At 34.6% G+C, this 15,182-nt stretch carries 15 protein-coding genes; 8 read left to right on the top strand and 7 right to left on the bottom strand.

All coding sequences use genetic code 11. The features are described 5' to 3' along the window. Nucleotides 1-18: 18 nt before the first annotated feature. Together ACLBWW_RS21750 and ACLBWW_RS21745 are read right to left on the bottom strand one after the other, a co-directional pair. A complete protein-coding gene (locus ACLBWW_RS21750; protein ID WP_447614234.1) occupies nt 19-936 on the bottom strand; it encodes a GNAT family acetyltransferase in 918 nt (305 codons plus the stop codon). Continuing rightward, nucleotides 933-1,451, bottom strand: coding sequence for a GNAT family N-acetyltransferase (locus tag ACLBWW_RS21745; protein ID WP_048543912.1), 519 nt, complete (start codon nt 1,449-1,451; stop codon nt 933-935). Before ACLBWW_RS21745 ends, ACLBWW_RS21750 begins: the two co-directional genes overlap by 4 nt. Nucleotides 1,452-1,756: 305 nt before the next feature. Here ACLBWW_RS21745 and ACLBWW_RS21740 point away from each other — a divergent pair, with 305 nt between their 5' ends. Next, a complete protein-coding gene (locus ACLBWW_RS21740) occupies nt 1,757-2,434 on the top strand; it encodes an MgtC/SapB family protein (RefSeq protein WP_098068282.1) in 678 nt (225 codons plus the stop codon). A gap of 203 nt (nt 2,435-2,637) precedes the next feature. Beyond that, nucleotides 2,638-5,553: a collagenase ColA gene (gene colA / locus ACLBWW_RS21735; RefSeq protein WP_447614233.1), complete on the top strand. Its 2,916-nt coding sequence runs from the start codon at nt 2,638-2,640 to the stop codon at nt 5,551-5,553. Nucleotides 5,554-5,583: 30 nt separating this feature from the next. Here colA and ACLBWW_RS21730 read toward each other — a convergent pair whose 3' ends face one another. Then, a complete protein-coding gene (locus ACLBWW_RS21730) occupies nt 5,584-6,087 on the bottom strand; it encodes a GNAT family N-acetyltransferase (protein ID WP_098641720.1) in 504 nt (167 codons plus the stop codon). Nucleotides 6,088-6,342: 255 nt separating this feature from the next. On the opposite strand from ACLBWW_RS21730, the gene ACLBWW_RS21725 reads away from it, so the two are divergent. The 6 genes from ACLBWW_RS21725 (at nt 6,343) to ACLBWW_RS21700 (ending at nt 10,934) form a co-directional block, all read left to right on the top strand. Beyond that, on the top strand, nt 6,343-6,741 hold the full coding sequence (locus ACLBWW_RS21725; RefSeq protein ID WP_087984040.1) for a DUF2871 family protein: 399 nt from the start codon (nt 6,343-6,345) through the stop codon (nt 6,739-6,741). Nucleotides 6,742-6,912: 171 nt separating this feature from the next. Then, nucleotides 6,913-8,304, top strand: a complete 1,392-nt coding sequence (locus ACLBWW_RS21720; RefSeq protein ID WP_048543905.1) for an FAD-binding oxidoreductase — start codon at nt 6,913-6,915, stop codon at nt 8,302-8,304. Between the two features lie 4 nt (nt 8,305-8,308). After that, entirely contained in the window at nt 8,309-9,277 is a 969-nt protein-coding gene (locus tag ACLBWW_RS21715; RefSeq protein WP_447614232.1) for a bile acid:sodium symporter family protein, read from the top strand. A gap of 12 nt (nt 9,278-9,289) precedes the next feature. After that, nucleotides 9,290-9,637, top strand: coding sequence for a DUF4260 domain-containing protein (locus tag ACLBWW_RS21710; protein WP_048543902.1), 348 nt, complete (start codon nt 9,290-9,292; stop codon nt 9,635-9,637). 23 nt (nt 9,638-9,660) lie between these two features. Then, the gene (locus tag ACLBWW_RS21705; RefSeq protein WP_000813602.1) at nt 9,661-10,188 is read left to right on the top strand and encodes a GrpB family protein; all 528 of its coding nucleotides are present in this window, start codon (nt 9,661-9,663) and stop codon (nt 10,186-10,188) included. A gap of 137 nt (nt 10,189-10,325) precedes the next feature. Then, nucleotides 10,326-10,934, top strand: a complete 609-nt coding sequence (locus ACLBWW_RS21700; protein WP_048543896.1) for an FMN-binding negative transcriptional regulator — start codon at nt 10,326-10,328, stop codon at nt 10,932-10,934. 146 nt (nt 10,935-11,080) lie between these two features. On the opposite strand, the gene ACLBWW_RS21695 is transcribed toward ACLBWW_RS21700, so the two are convergent. The 4 genes from ACLBWW_RS21695 to ACLBWW_RS21680 form a co-directional block, all read right to left on the bottom strand. After that, a complete protein-coding gene (locus tag ACLBWW_RS21695) occupies nt 11,081-11,215 on the bottom strand; it encodes a Phr family secreted Rap phosphatase inhibitor (RefSeq protein WP_000735069.1) in 135 nt (44 codons plus the stop codon). Next, on the bottom strand, nt 11,212-12,324 hold the full coding sequence (locus tag ACLBWW_RS21690) for a response regulator aspartate phosphatase (RefSeq protein WP_048543894.1): 1,113 nt from the start codon (nt 12,322-12,324) through the stop codon (nt 11,212-11,214). Before ACLBWW_RS21690 ends, ACLBWW_RS21695 begins: the two co-directional genes overlap by 4 nt. 215 nt (nt 12,325-12,539) lie before the next feature. Further along, a complete protein-coding gene (locus ACLBWW_RS21685; RefSeq protein WP_098078001.1) occupies nt 12,540-14,006 on the bottom strand; it encodes a protein adenylyltransferase SelO in 1,467 nt (488 codons plus the stop codon). 176 nt (nt 14,007-14,182) lie between these two features. Further along, entirely contained in the window at nt 14,183-15,181 is a 999-nt protein-coding gene (locus tag ACLBWW_RS21680) for an NADP-dependent oxidoreductase (protein WP_000646410.1), read from the bottom strand. Nucleotide 15,182: the final 1 nt, after the last annotated feature.

Below are 15,182 nucleotides of genomic sequence, written 5' to 3'. Positions count from 1 at the left end.
AAGTCGGAAGGTGTATAATTACCTTCCGATTTCTTTTTGATACGTAATCCAGGTAGCACAAGGATTGAAAGGAAAGGATTTTAATATCTCCATTGCATATATACTCGTTGAATCGAATTCACCTTGAATGAAAGAATAACCGTGTGTATTTGCATACATAGCTTGTTTGAAAACGAGAAGTTTCAGTAAGGATGCATTTTCTGTATTGTGAGTCCCGCACCATCCTAGTTCTACCGTATTATCCTTTTCTGATGTATGGAGGAAAGAGTACGCAATAATTTCAGTCTCTTCATCTATTATTACAAAGCTCCCATCTAGTAACACATCATCAGCTAAGATCTGTTCTTTCCAAGCTTCGAGCGGGAATGAGGCAACTGGGTTTGCTAAGTGAGTCTCTTCATAATTCGTTTTTACTACGTAGGCTAGTTTTTCAAAGAAGCTATTATTGGATAAAATGTTTGATAAACTTTGTACAGCATAATTTGAATGAAGCATTGTATCGATAGTTATGATTTTTCGTACGTCTAATATTTGCATATATGTTCTTCGGATTTCCGTAAAATTATGTTCCTCAAAAAACGCTTTTAAATGAGCTGATGTTTCCCATATAGAGGTTTGTAATGGTAGTTTGAAGTTTTCTCTTTTTGAAATCTCGTTTAATAAAAATTGTTCAATGTGTAGCTCTGAATAGAACGGATTTGTATACATTCGAAAGTATGTGCAGTATGGATGGAAGTTACTGTTCCACGTGAAAAAGACGCCTACTACATCTTTTTTATAGTAGGCAATATACGCACATTTTGTTTTATTCTCTCGTAATAAGTGAAATAGATAAGAGTCTTCATTATATAAATCAATAAGTTGTTTTACTTGTAGCTCATTACCTCTACTATACTTCTCTATAACAAGAGTATGTTTATTGGTGGACTTCTTCATAGCTCAATCCAAAACCTTCTTACTACATTCCCATCTTCCTCAGTGAAATCATCATCACGAAGCCCACCATTATGTAAAATTGTTTTTTCAGAAGCTGTATTCACTTCGTCACAAACGACAAGTACTTTCTCGATGTTTAATTCCTTCGTTTTTTCTAGAGATAATTTTAATAACTTCGTAGCATAACCTTTTCTTCTTTCAGAAGGGCGAATGCCATAACCGATATGACCGCCAGCGTTAAATAAATGTTCGGTTAAACTATGACGTATATTAACAGCGCCTACAATTCTATTATGATCTGTAACGAGCCAATACGTAGAATCTGGTACCCAAGATTCAGGGAGGTTTATTCCGTTATGAGCATCGTGAAGTTCTTGAATCATTGCCGTGAAATTAGAGGGATCTTTTGAGATAACCCATGGAATCATTGTTTCACCGCTATCTTTCCATTCGTTATAAAAATCTAAGTATTCTTCTTGTAAATCGATAGTAGGTGTAAGTAAAGAGACGTTCATTGTTAGTAAGCTCCTTTATTTATTTATTTATTTATTTATTTAGTATGTATAAAAAAATACGGCTTAAAATGTAAGCGTTTTCCAAACTTTCTCAACCTCATTTCATGGAATCCACCTTTGTTTTTTTAGAAAATTAGTGGAGTTTTAAAATTAGAAGTTATTTATTTTATGTTAATATTTAAAATATTAACATAAAACGGGCGGGGTATTAAGTGTATTTTAGCAAAATTCCTTCATATCGATAAAAGGATGTGTGTGATAATTTTTGTTTTATCTATCTATAATGAATGAAAGGGGGAAGGCTCGTGAGTGTAAATTTTGATTTGATTATACGAATCGGTGTTGCGGGTTTGTTAGGAGCAATAATCGGTATTGAAAGGGAAATTCGATCAAAAGAAGCGGGATTAAAAACACATTTCCTAGTAGCGGTAGGAAGTGCATTAATAATGGTCGTTTCGAAATATGCTTTTTCAGATATTATGAATGAGGAACATATGGCTCTTGATCCGAGCCGTATTGCAGCACAAGTTGTAAGTGGAGTAGGGTTTTTAGGTGCAGGTACAATTATTATTCAAAAGCAGGCGGTGAAAGGGTTAACGACAGCGGCTGGTTTATGGGCTACAGCAGGAATTGGATTAGCAATTGGCGCTGGCATGTATGTAGTAGGCATTGGAGCGACGATTCTAGTTTTAATTGGTTTAGAGATTGTGAGCCGTATTTTTAAGGTGCAATTTTTATTTCCGAAAAATATAACAGTGCAAATGTGTATAAATAAACATGAGGCGGTACAACAAATAATAGAAACTCTACAAGTGAAAGGTATTCCAATACTGTCATATGAAGTGGAAGCTCTACAGCGAGGTACAGAAATAGTTTATAAGGTAGGGATGCAGCTGAAAAATATATCGTCAGAAGAAAAGAATGAATTTATTCAGCGTATGCAAACATTACCGGAAGTTACGTTTATAAAGTTAAAATCATAGCGTTCAAAACGAGGATAGATATAGCAGGAATTTCGCTATTATCTATCTTTTTTGATATAAAATTCACATAAAGTCAAGTGTTAATTTTGCGCGGTATGGATACATATGTGAACGTTCCCTTATTTTTTTCTCAATACAGAATAAAAAGTAAGAATAGTAAAATAATGGTGCGGGACACTAAAAAATGTAAGGTAGGGGAGAGCATGAAAGGCTATTCAAAAAAAGTGTTAGTAGGGGTAAGTTTTGCTAGTTTAATGTTAGGGAGTTTTCAAGGGAGCACATTGGCAGAAAGTAAAAAGGGAGAGCAAGTTTCTTATCGGAATGTGCTCAAAATGGAGCCAGTTGGTGTACAACTGCCAATGCAAGAATTAGCTCATTCATCAAAAGTGCTTGAAAATAAGTCTTTTGAGAAAAGGCTACAATTTGCTGATTTGTCGCAAAGGCCACCTGAAGTAAAAAAAGAAAGTAAGCAATTAGCTGCAGCGAAAACTTATACAATTGCTGAATTAAATCAATTAAACAATCAGCAATTAGTAGATCTACTCGTAACAATTGATTGGGAGCAAATTACAGGTCTATTTCAATTTAATAAGGATAGCCTTGCATTCTATCAAAATGATAGTAGGATGCAGGCAATTATTGATAAATTGAAGCAGCAAGGACAAGCTTATACGAAAGATGATTCTAAAGGGATTGAGACTTTAGTAGAAGTATTACGTTCAGGGTTTTATTTAGGATTTTATCATACAGAATTAAGTAAACTAAATGAGCGGAGCTATCATGATAAATGCTTACCTGCATTAAAAACGATTGCGAATAACCCGAATTTCAAACTCGGTACGTTAGAACAAAATAGAGTAGTATCATCATATGGAAAATTAATAGGAAATGCTTCGAGTAATGTGGAAACGATAACATCAGCTGCAAAGATTTTTAAACAATATAACGATAGTTTTTCTACATTGGTAGACAATCTTTCAGCTGGAAATGCAATTTACGATATTATGCAAGGTGTTGATTACGACATTCAATCGTATTTGTACGATACGAGAAAAGCACCGAAAGACACAGTATGGTACCAAAAAATTGATAGCTACATTAATGAATTAAGTCGTTTTGCCTTAATTGGAACGGTGACAGAGAAGAATGGTTGGTTAATTAATAATGGTATTTATTATACAGGTAGACTTGGTACGTTCCATAGTACAGGAACGAAAGGATTGCAAGTTGTAACGGACGCAATGAAAATGTATCCGTATTTAGGAGAGCAATATTTCGTAGCCGCTGAGCAAATTGCGACGAACTATGGCGGGAAAGATGCAAATGGAAATGTTGTGAATTTAGATCAAATACGAGAAGATGGGAAGAAAAAGTATTTGCCGAAAACGTATACGTTTGATGATGGGGCAATTGTTTTAAAGGCTGGAGATAAAGTGGCAGAAGAAAAAGTAAAACGTCTATATTGGGCGGCAAAAGAAGTGAAGGCACAATTCCATCGTACAGTTGAAAGTGATCAACCTTTAGAAAAAGGAAATCCTGATGAGGTATTAACGATGGTTATTTATAATAGTCCAGCTGAATATCAATTTAATCGTCAATTGTACGGATATGAAACGAATAACGGTGGCCTTTATATAGAAGGAACAGGTACGTTCTTTACTTATGAACGTACGCCAGAAGAAAGTATTTATAGTTTAGAAGAATTGTTCCGACATGAGTTTACTCATTACTTACAAGGTAGATATGAAGTACCAGGGCTTTGGGGACAAGGTAAGATGTATGAGAATGAGAGATTATCTTGGTTTGAGGAAGGGAATGCGGAGTTTTTTGCGGGGGCAACGAGAACGGATAATGTTGTACCGAGAAAGAGCATTATAGGGGGAATATCTTCAAATCCAGCAGAACGTTATACGGCAGAGCGAACGTTAAATGCAAAGTATGGAACGTGGGATTTCTATAATTATTCATTCGCTTTACAATCGTATATGTATAATAAGAGATATGATATGTTTGACAAAGTTCATGATCTTATTAGAAAAAATGATGTAACAGCATATGATGCATACCGCTCTGCATTAAGTAAAGATGCGAATTTAAATAAAGAATATCAAGACTATATGCAAATGTTAGTCGATAACCGAGAGAAATATAATGTTCCATTAGTATCAGATGATTATTTAGCAACTCACGCACCAAAACCAGTTTCAGATATTGCGACAGAAATTACAGCAGAAGCAAAATTAAGTAATGTATCAGTTAAGAAAAATAAATCACAGTTCTTTAATACATTTACACTGCAAGGAACGTATACGGGTACTACTGCAAAAGGGGAATATGAAGACTGGAAAACAATTACACAACACGTAAATGATACGTTAAAACGTTTAAGTGCAAAAGAATGGACAGGCTATAAAACAGTAACAGCTTACTTTGTAAATTATCGTGTGAATGCATCAGGACAATTTGAATATGATGTTGTATTCCATGGTATGAATACAGAAGAAGGTGCTGTGAATAAAGCACCAGTTGCGGTTATAAATGGTCCATATAACGGAAATGTAAATGAAGCAATTTCGTTTAAAAGCGATGGATCAAAAGATGAAGATGGGAAAATTGTTGCTTATAAATGGGAGTTTGGTGATGGTACTGTAAGTAATGAACAAAATCCAACTCACGTGTATACTAAAGAAGGAACGTACACTGCAAAATTGACAGTAACAGACGACAAAGGATTAACGAATACTGTTACAACGAATGTAACGCTTCAAAAGAAAGAAGATAACAGTGTAGAAAAAGAGCCAAATAATTCATTCCAAACAGCAAATAAACTGCAATTAAATCAAGTTTTACGTGCTAGTTTAGGAAATGGTGATACGAGTGATTACTTTGAAATAAATGTGGAAACTGCGAAAAATCTACAAATTAATGTAACGAAGGAAAATAATATCGGAGTAAACTGGGTTCTTTATTCAGAAGCAGATTTAAATAATTATGTTACGTATGCCCAGCAAGAAGGGAATAAGTTAGTAGGAAGTTACTACACATATCCAGGGAAATATTATTTACATGTGTATCAGTATGGCGGGGGATCAGGGAATTATACGGTAGAAGTGAAATAGTAAAAAGGTCGCCGTGAGTGGCGACCTTTTTTACGCATTATACCCGAATAATTTTAAATCTTCTCCTGAGTCTGAAATGATCTTTTCGAACTGAAATCCTACTTTTTCTAGAAGCTTTCCGGAATTGATGTTATCAATAGTAGTAATTGCTACAATTCGTTTTAGTCCTAGTTTTTGTACTCCGTATTCGATTACAGCAGAAGTTGATTCAAAGCCATACCCATTTGAACGGAATTTCTCTAAAAAGGCAAAGCCGATATCGACATCTTCTAATGAATCTCTTTTAATAAGTCCGCACATACCAAGTGGAGTGAGATCTTTTTTTCGTTCAACTAAGTAAAGGCCAAATCCCATTTTGTTATACATATCAACAGGGCCGTTTAAGATGTATTTTTTTGCATCTTCTAAGTCTTTAATCCTTTTATCACCAATAAACTGAATCCATGCAGGATCGTTTACTAATTCAAGAATAAATGGAGCGTCTTTTATATCAAACCAGCGAAGAACGAGTCGTTCAGTTTCAAGAACTATCAATCCATTGCACCACCTTTAATAGTTATAACAATTAGTATGGGTTGCGAAATACAAAAGTGCAACATATTTTCATTATGCTCTGCTTGTTCACATAAAGTTCGTTTGTTTTGTATAAAGGGATATCCTATAATTAAAATTGATTGTAAAGAGTGAGATGCTTATACAATGACTCCTAGGTGACTAGGAGTTTTTACTATATAACTATCATTATTACTAAATATGACACACTACACATTCTACTCAAGGAGGTACATAATGAAGAAATTATATAATGCATCATTTACGTATTTGATTATCGGTTTATTATCAGGAATTTTCGCCAGGGAGTATGGAAAGTATAAGGGGATTTTAGGCTCTACTTTGTTAAATTTATTGCATACACATACACTTGTACTTGGCTTTTTCTTCTTTTTAATTGCTTTAGGATTAGCAAAAGTATTCGCGTTTCATGAAGCGAAAAGTTTTAATAAGTGGTTTGTTGTACATAATATCGCATTAATTTTAATGTTAGGTTCATTGGCCGCAAGAGGGCTTCTTCAGTTAAATGGAGCGGACTTTAATGGGTTAACTTATATTGTAGGGTTTTCCCATTCGCTGATGGCAGTTACTTTAATTTGGTTTATGTTGTTAATAAAGAAGTCATTTAAAATGTAGTTTTATAGAAAAGAACTTGCGATAGGTATTGCAAGTTCTTTTTGTTTATTCGACAGTCTGAAACGAATTGCATATGTATAAAACTTGAATTATTTAATTTTTCGGATTATTATGTATAAAATAGTTAACATATTTTGTAATTCGAATTTATAGAAAGTAGGAGAGTGTAAGATGGAAATAACGGTAGAGCGTTTAGTAAATGAATTAAAGGGTGTACTTCCCGAAGATCGAGTAGTTGTAAATACGACAGTAAGAGAGTTACATAGTAAAGACGAATCTTATCATACTAGTAGTTTACCTGATGTAGTTGTTTTTCCGAAAACGACTGAAGAGGTTAGTAGGATAATGAAAGTAGCGAGTGAGCATGGAAAACCTGTCGTTCCTTTTGGGGTAGGTTCTAGTTTAGAGGGACATGTTATTCCATATGAAAAAGGAATTACAGTGGACTTTTCGCTTATGAATAAAATACTCGAAATAAGAGAGAAAGATTTCCTTGTAAGAGTACAGCCAGGAGTGACTCGCTCTCAGCTGAATAAAGAATTGAAAAAGTATGGATTGTTTTTTAGTGTAGACCCAGGTGCAGATGCAACGTTAGGTGGAATGGCTGCCACAAATGCGAGCGGAACGACAGCAGTTAAGTATGGGGTAATGCGTGATCAAGTTCGTGATTTAGAAGTCGTTCTTGCTGATGGGGAAGTAATACATACTGGAAATTTAGCAGCGAAGTCATCATCAGGTTACCATTTAAATGGTGTTTTCGTAGGTTCAGAAGGGACGCTTGGATGCTTTACAGAGTTAACATTAAAAGTATACGGCATACCAGAACATGTTATGGCTGCAAGAGCATCGTTTCCAACTATAAATGATGCAATAGAAGCTGTTATTAATATACTACAAGCGGGTATTCCAATTGCGAGAATTGAACTTGTAGATGAATTATCTATGAAACAAGTAAATCATTATAATGAAACAAGTTACAGGGAAGAACCTACACTGTTTTTAGAGTTTCACGGTAATGAAGCAGGACTAAAGCAAGATATTGAATTCACGAAGGAAATTGTTTTTGATCATAAATGTAAAGAAGTTGCTTTTGAAACGGAAACTGCGGCGAGAAATAAATTATGGGATGCGCGGCATAATCTAGCATACTCTTACGTTCATAGCTATCCTGGTAAAAAGCTTATGAGTACAGACGTATGTGTACCAATTTCAGAATTAGCTGGTGCAATCCAACATGCGAAAGAGACGTTAGATAAAGTAGGCCTTGTCGGTGGTATTCTTGGTCATGTAGGAGACGGGAATTTCCACGTGCTCTTAATGATTGATCCGAACGATAAAGAAGAAGTGGAAAAGGCGGACGAAATAAACGAAAGTATCGTTTTATATGCTCTTAAACGAGGTGGAACGTGTACGGGAGAACATGGCGTTGGAATCGGAAAACGGAAGTATCAAGAAGAAGAACATGGGGCGGCATTACTCGTAATGGAAAAAATAAAGAAAGCTCTTGATCCGCAAAATATTTTGAATCCGAATAAAGTTTTTCAGCTGAAGGATAGGGGATGATGGGGTGAAAGTACTAGAAGCGATAAGTAATATAGCTGGAAAGTATTTTGCATTTTGGGTTATTTGTATTGCAGCTATTGCATATTTCATTCCTGGGCCATTTCTTGGGTTAACTAGTTACATAACAATTTTACTTGGAGTTGTTATGTTTGGTATGGGGTTAACATTAAAAGCTGTTGATTTTAAAATCATTGCTACAAAACCATTGCCAGTTATTATCGGTGTATGTGCTCAGTTTATTATTATGCCACTTGTCGCATACGTACTAGCCTACGTTATGAATCTGCCAGCTGAATTAGCAGCTGGATTAGTGTTGCTCGGTTCAGTACCGGGTGGCACTGCGTCAAATGTTATGGTTTATTTAGCGAAAGGGAACTTAGCGTTGTCTATTGCAATGACGTCATTATCAACGTTATTAGCACCAATTGCTACACCTCTTATTTTATTATTACTTGCGGGACAATGGATGCCAGTGAATGCTATGTCTATGTTTCTTTCTATCGTACAAGTCATTATCCTACCAATTATTTTAGGATTAGTAGTGAAGAAATTTTTCCCTAATACTGTTACGAAAGGAATGACTGTTATCCCTTTCATATCAGTTGTAGCAATTATTATTAATGTTTCTGCAGTTGTTTCAGCGAATGTAAGTAGCATTACTTCTTCAGGCCTGCTTATCTTTATTGCAGTGATGCTCCATAATGCATTTGGCTTTTTACTAGGATATATAACAGCGTTCGTACTTGGACTAGACGAAGGGACAAGAAGAGCTATTTCAATAGAAGTAGGAATGCAAAATTCAGGCTTAGGAGTTGCGCTGGCAACAGCACATTTTGGAGCAGCAGCTGCACTTCCAAGTGTATTAGCAGCAGTATGGCATAATATTGCAGGGCCGATATTAGCAACCATCTGGTCAAAAAATGCAAAGAATACTTTTAGTGATGAAAATGTATCGGTAAATATAGAAAAATAGGAATGATAATTAATGCAAAAACGTATTGTACATTTTGAAGGACTAGTTGTTTTATTAACTACCATTTATACGTATTCGATATATGAATTTAGTTGGATTATATTTTTGATATTCCTTTTAGCACCGGATCTATCAATGTTAGCGTATAGTATAAATAATCATGTTGGTGCTAAAATTTATAATATATGTCACACATATATTATATCTATATTCATAGCTATCATAGGTGTCTATTTTAAGATAGATACCGTTATAATGATTGGGTTAATATGGACAGCACATATTGGGATGGATCGAATGTTTGGATATGGATTGAAATATGAGACGGATTTTAAGAATACTCATATTCAAAGGTTATAAATTGTTTTGGGGAGAGAGATACATTGAAACAGAGAATTACAATCGAAGAATATAACATCAAATGGGAAAGTGAATTCAATAAATTACAAACTATTATTAACGATGCAATGGAAGAACTTGTTTTATCCGTTGAACATGTGGGAAGTACAGCTGTTAAAGGACTTGTATCAAAACCAATATTAGATATTGCTATAGTAATAGAAGAGTACGAAATTTTTCCTGAAGTAGTAAAAAGCCTTGAAACGATAGGGTATTATCATCAAGGTGACTGGAGCTTCAAAGGGAGAGAGGCGTTTGGTAGAAAGGATGCTTTCGTTCCATGGAACGGGGAAAGTACAGTTTGGATGGAACATCATTTGTATGTGTGTGACAAAAATAGCGAAGAGTTAAGAAGACATATAGCGTTTCGAGATTACCTTCGTGAACATGAAGATGTTGCTGTTGAATATGGACGATTAAAGAAAGAATTAGCAAGAGAATCGAAAAATAGAGCGAGCTATAGTGAAGGTAAGACGGCATTTATTACAAATATATTAGGGAAAATAAACTAAGGCGGCATGGAATACATGCTGTCTATTCTTTTTAGAAAGCTGCCATTGTAAAACAAATACAAACTGGCCCTGTTGATTGATGCAATTACTAAATATAATAGGAAATAAAATAGAAAAGAGCGGAAAAGAGGGAGTTTATGTACATACCAAAACATTTCGCAATACAAGATGAAGAGATGAAGTACGAAATAATAGAACAAAATAGCTTTGCGACATTATTTTCTCAACATAACGGGGAACCATATGCAACGCATTTGCCGTTGTTATTAAATAGGGAGACTCTAACTTTACATGGCCATTTAGCGCGTCCGAATGAACAGTGGAAAGATAGTGGGAATCAAGAAGTATTAGCTATATTCCAAGGACCACATAGCTACATATCGCCGTCGTGGTATGAAACAAACAATGCAGTGCCAACATGGAATTACGTTGCAGTACATGTATACGGTGAATTAGAAATTGTTGAAGATGAACAGGAATTATTAAATTCTCTTCAAGATTTAGTACATACATATGAAAATCCAAAGAGTACCTATTCACTTGATGATGTAGATCCGAATTATATGGGAGGATTAAGTAAGGGAATAGTTGGGTTTAAAGTAAAGATAAATAAAATAGAAGGGAAAGCGAAGTTAAGTCAAAATCATTCTGTAGAAAGAAGAAAATTAGTTGTAGAGAAACTTGAGGAAGTTGGTAGTGAGGGGAGTAGGGGGATTGCTAGAATGATGACGTGGAATTCGTTGTGATAGAAAAAACAAGTTATATATTATTGATTTTGGTCATGTAAATGAAATAAGAGAGCTAAGAAAAAGAAGCAAAAGTTTCAACGAATAAAAATGAAGTCATACGATAATGCATGACTTCATTTTTTTCGCGTGAAAAAATGTATAGATCAACCGCCTCCATCACCTACAGAAAGGCTTTGTATCTTAGTATTAGAATGATCCAACTTTGTTGGACTTGTTATACCAGTACTAAATGCTAGAATTGTAACGATCCCCATAAAACTTAAGAGTAATTTTTTCATTTTAATCCTCCTTTAGCATTTGCTTTTTTCTTTGCTTGTAATGCCATATAAAAATATTTACTTGCTTCAGAATGTTCGTTTTCATCATAGAATTTAATTGCCAATGTTTCATATTGTTCCTGAACATCTTCATATAATTCTTCGCGTTCGAAATATTTAATTCCTGCTAATGCTATTTTTTCAAATGTTTTAGCAGGTGAACTGTTATTTAGTTCTTGTAAAATCATAAAGCGATGTTGGAACTCCTCTTGTTTTAGTTCGTTACTAATACTTAATCCCCTTTTTATTAGCTCGTCTGCGACGCTAAGTTCCTTTAATTTGTAGTATTCTAAAGCGCTAGCAAAGATAGCTTTATAATGATTTGGGGATTTCTCGATAACTTCAGAGAGATAACGAATAGCTAATGCATTAAGATTTTGATTTGAATACATCCATCCTAAGTTATGTCGAACCATTAAAATGAATTTTTCTTCTCCTGTTTTTTGGAATTGATTCATTGCAGCTGTAAAGTGTTCTTCAGCAAGTTCCCATTCTTTTAAGTTTATACATGCTAAACCTAAAATGTTATCACAAAAAGCTACATTCACTTCATATCCTAGATGATTAGAAAACATATCTTTAGCTTTTGTTACTTCTTTGATGGCTTGAAGTGCTTGCTGATTATCATAGTAGGAATATCCTAGTTTATAGTAGAACTCTGCTTTTTCAATTTCATCTGGAATGTATTGAAGCAAAGCTTCAGCTTTATCATAATGTTTTCTCGCTAGTATATAGTTTCCAATTGCATCTGAGTGAATAGCTTTAAAGAAATGATAGTAATATGATAAGAAATTATTTGTTGGAATTTCAAACGACTCAATTTTATTAAAACTGTCTTTAGAGACGCCTAAGTTATCAATTAAATAATTATATCGGAAATTTAGTAAAGAATAATAGAGCAATAAGTTTTGATCAGGTATACCTTTTGGATAGTCGTTTTTTAAAATGTTGATTTTATTATCTATTTGTTCTTTAAAACGGTTTGCGCTATCAATGCGTCTTAAACGGATTTCTATGTACCATTCATTTAATAGTTGTGTGATTTGTTCACTTTTAGTGGATGTAAACATGAAGATTCCTCCTTTTTAGAATATTCTTATAAATAATAATAACAAAAATAATAATACTAAAAAGCAAAACTTATATTTCTCAACATTTTTCACGAAGATAATCAATTAATATGATTGGAATAGTGATATATGTGTGGTTTGATTGGAGTACAATTTATGCCTATGTAAAAAATGTGCCTTCAATAATTGAAAGCACATTAAAAGAGATTAAACAATCAAGTCCCACAAAAAGTACGATAAGGACGATTCGTCGGTGCAGGTGGAATGCAGTATTCTTCTTGCTCTGTAGCATACGCATAAGGATTTGATAGAGCTTCAAGAAGTTTTTCCATTACGCTATAGTCGCCGTTTGTAACAGCTGCTTCTAAAGCTTCTTCTACGCGGTGATTCCTTGGGATGATGGATGGGTTATTATTTTTCATCATTTCGTAGGCATTTTCTTTCGATTCTTCTTGTTTTTCTAATCGAGATTGCCACAGTTTGTACCATTCTTTAAATTCTGGACTTTCGAATAGAGGCGTATTTTCTAACGTATCAAGAGTTAATGAACGGAATGTATTTGTATAATCTGCCTTATATTTCTCCATCATTTTTAAAAGTTGCTCAATAAGTGAATGATCTTGTTCTTCGTCGCTAAATAGTCCTAATTTCTTTTTCATTCCAATGAACCACTGTTTTTCATATTGTACGCTAAATTTTGAAATTTCGTCTTGAGCAATTTTTAATGCTTCTTCTTCATCTTCATGCAGAATTGGTATTAAAGATTCTGCTAGTCGCGCCAGGTCCCATGCGGCCATATATGGTTGATTTCCATATGCGTAGCGACCTTGTGTATCAATAGAGCTAAATACAGTTCCTTGGTCGTAATTGTCCATAAATGCACAAGGGCCGTAATCAATCGTTTCTCCACTAATCGTTATATTGTCAGTGTTCATTACGCCATGGATAAATCCAACAAGTTGCCATTTAGCGATGAGGCTTGCTTGTTTCTTTATGACTTCTCGTAGTAATGCAGTATATCGGTTTTCATGAGCTTCAATTTCTGGATAATGTCTTTTTATCGTATAGTCAGCTAGTGATTGTAGATCCTCGATAGAACCACGAGCAGCAGCATATTGAAATGTGCCGACACGTATATGACTGCTAGCGACTCTAGTTAAAATTGCTCCAGGTAACTTTGTTTCCCGATATGTTGGCTCGCCTGTTGTGACAACTGCTAAACTGCGAGTAGTTGGAATATCAAGTGCATACATTGCTTCACTAATAATATACTCACGTAGCATCGGACCGAGTGCAGCACGACCATCACCACGGCGTGAATACGGAGTAGGTCCAGAACCTTTCAGTTGAATGTCAAAACGTTTACCTGAAGGAGTAATTTGTTCGCCAATTAAAAGAGCACGACCGTCGCCTAACATATTAAAATGCCCGAATTGATGACCTGCATACGCTTGTGCTAATGGATGAGCTCCTTCTGGGAGTGCATTACCAGCGAAAATAGCAATTTCGACTTCTTTCTTCAGTTCTTCAGGATTAAAGCCAAGAGATATTGCTAGCGAATGATTTAGTTTAACTAGCTCCGGTGAACTTACTGGAGTAGGGGGGATTTCTGTATAAAATGATTGTGGTAAAGTTGTATAACTATTATCTAAATTCCAACCAGCTTCATTATTTTTAGTCATTTTATCTCCTCCTTGTTTATTTTTTATTATGTATTTGTACGTATGTATTCTTTGTAAAATTAGCTAAAAGTATAATATGATATTTCCCCTTAAAATCTATTGTAAGGACTTCAGTGTGCTATGTCTATTCAACAGCAAATATAAAAACTCCATTTAAAAAAATGGAGTTTTTATTACTACTTAATTTTTACGATTATTTTTCCTTTTGCTCTTCCACCCTCTGAATATTCCATTGCTTTTTGAGTATCTTCAAAAGGGAAAACTCGATCGATTACCGGTTTGATTCTTCCAGCTTCAATATAGTTTGCGATAGTACGTAATTGATCTCCGCTTGGTTTCATAAATAAAAATGAATATTGCACATTATGCTTTTTTTCAAGTGCAGTAAGTTTTCTACTTGCTAATGAAAATAAGAGTGTTTTAAAAAATCCGGAACCAAATTCTTTACCGAAACGAGCATTCGGCATTCCTGAAACGGAAACGATGTTGCCGCCACTTTTTATAATATTGAATGATTTTTCAAGTGTTGTCCCGCCGATTGTATCAAATACTGCATCATAATCTTTTAGTATTTCTTCAAAATTCTCTGTTTTGTAATTAATAATTTCATCTGCGCCAAGAGACTTTACTAAATTCGCACCAGCTTCACTAGCAGTCGTTGTAACAGTGGCACCCATTATTTTTGCTAACTGAATTGCGAAAGTACCAACACCACCAGATCCAGCGTGAATTAATATTTTTTGTCCTTTTTGTAAGTGCATAATGTCATGTAGTGCTTGATATGATGTTAAACCAACGAGTGGAATCGACGCTGCTTCCTCAAAACTTAAATTCTTTGGTTTTAAAGCTATATCATCTTCATGAATGGCTATATATTCCGCGAAAGTACCGATTTTATTTTTTCTTGGACGTGCATATATTTCATCACCAACTTTAAAACGAGTCACTTTTGATCCAACCTTTACGATGACACCGGAAAAATCATTACCAAGGATTAGGGGCATTTCATATTTAAGTAACATCTTTACTTTTCCATCACGTATTTTAAAGTCAATTGGGTTAATACTAGCTGCATGAATTTCTGCGAGCACTTCATGTTCATTTATTTCAGGAGTAGGTACTTCTGCCATACGCATTGGAACTTTCCCGTATTTATCAATTATCATTGCTTTCATT

The sequence above is a fragment of the Bacillus sp. M5A3_1b genome, from assembly GCF_053345335.1.
Note: the sequence above shows the minus strand (reverse complement) of the source record. Positions and strands in the feature narration are given on the sequence as shown.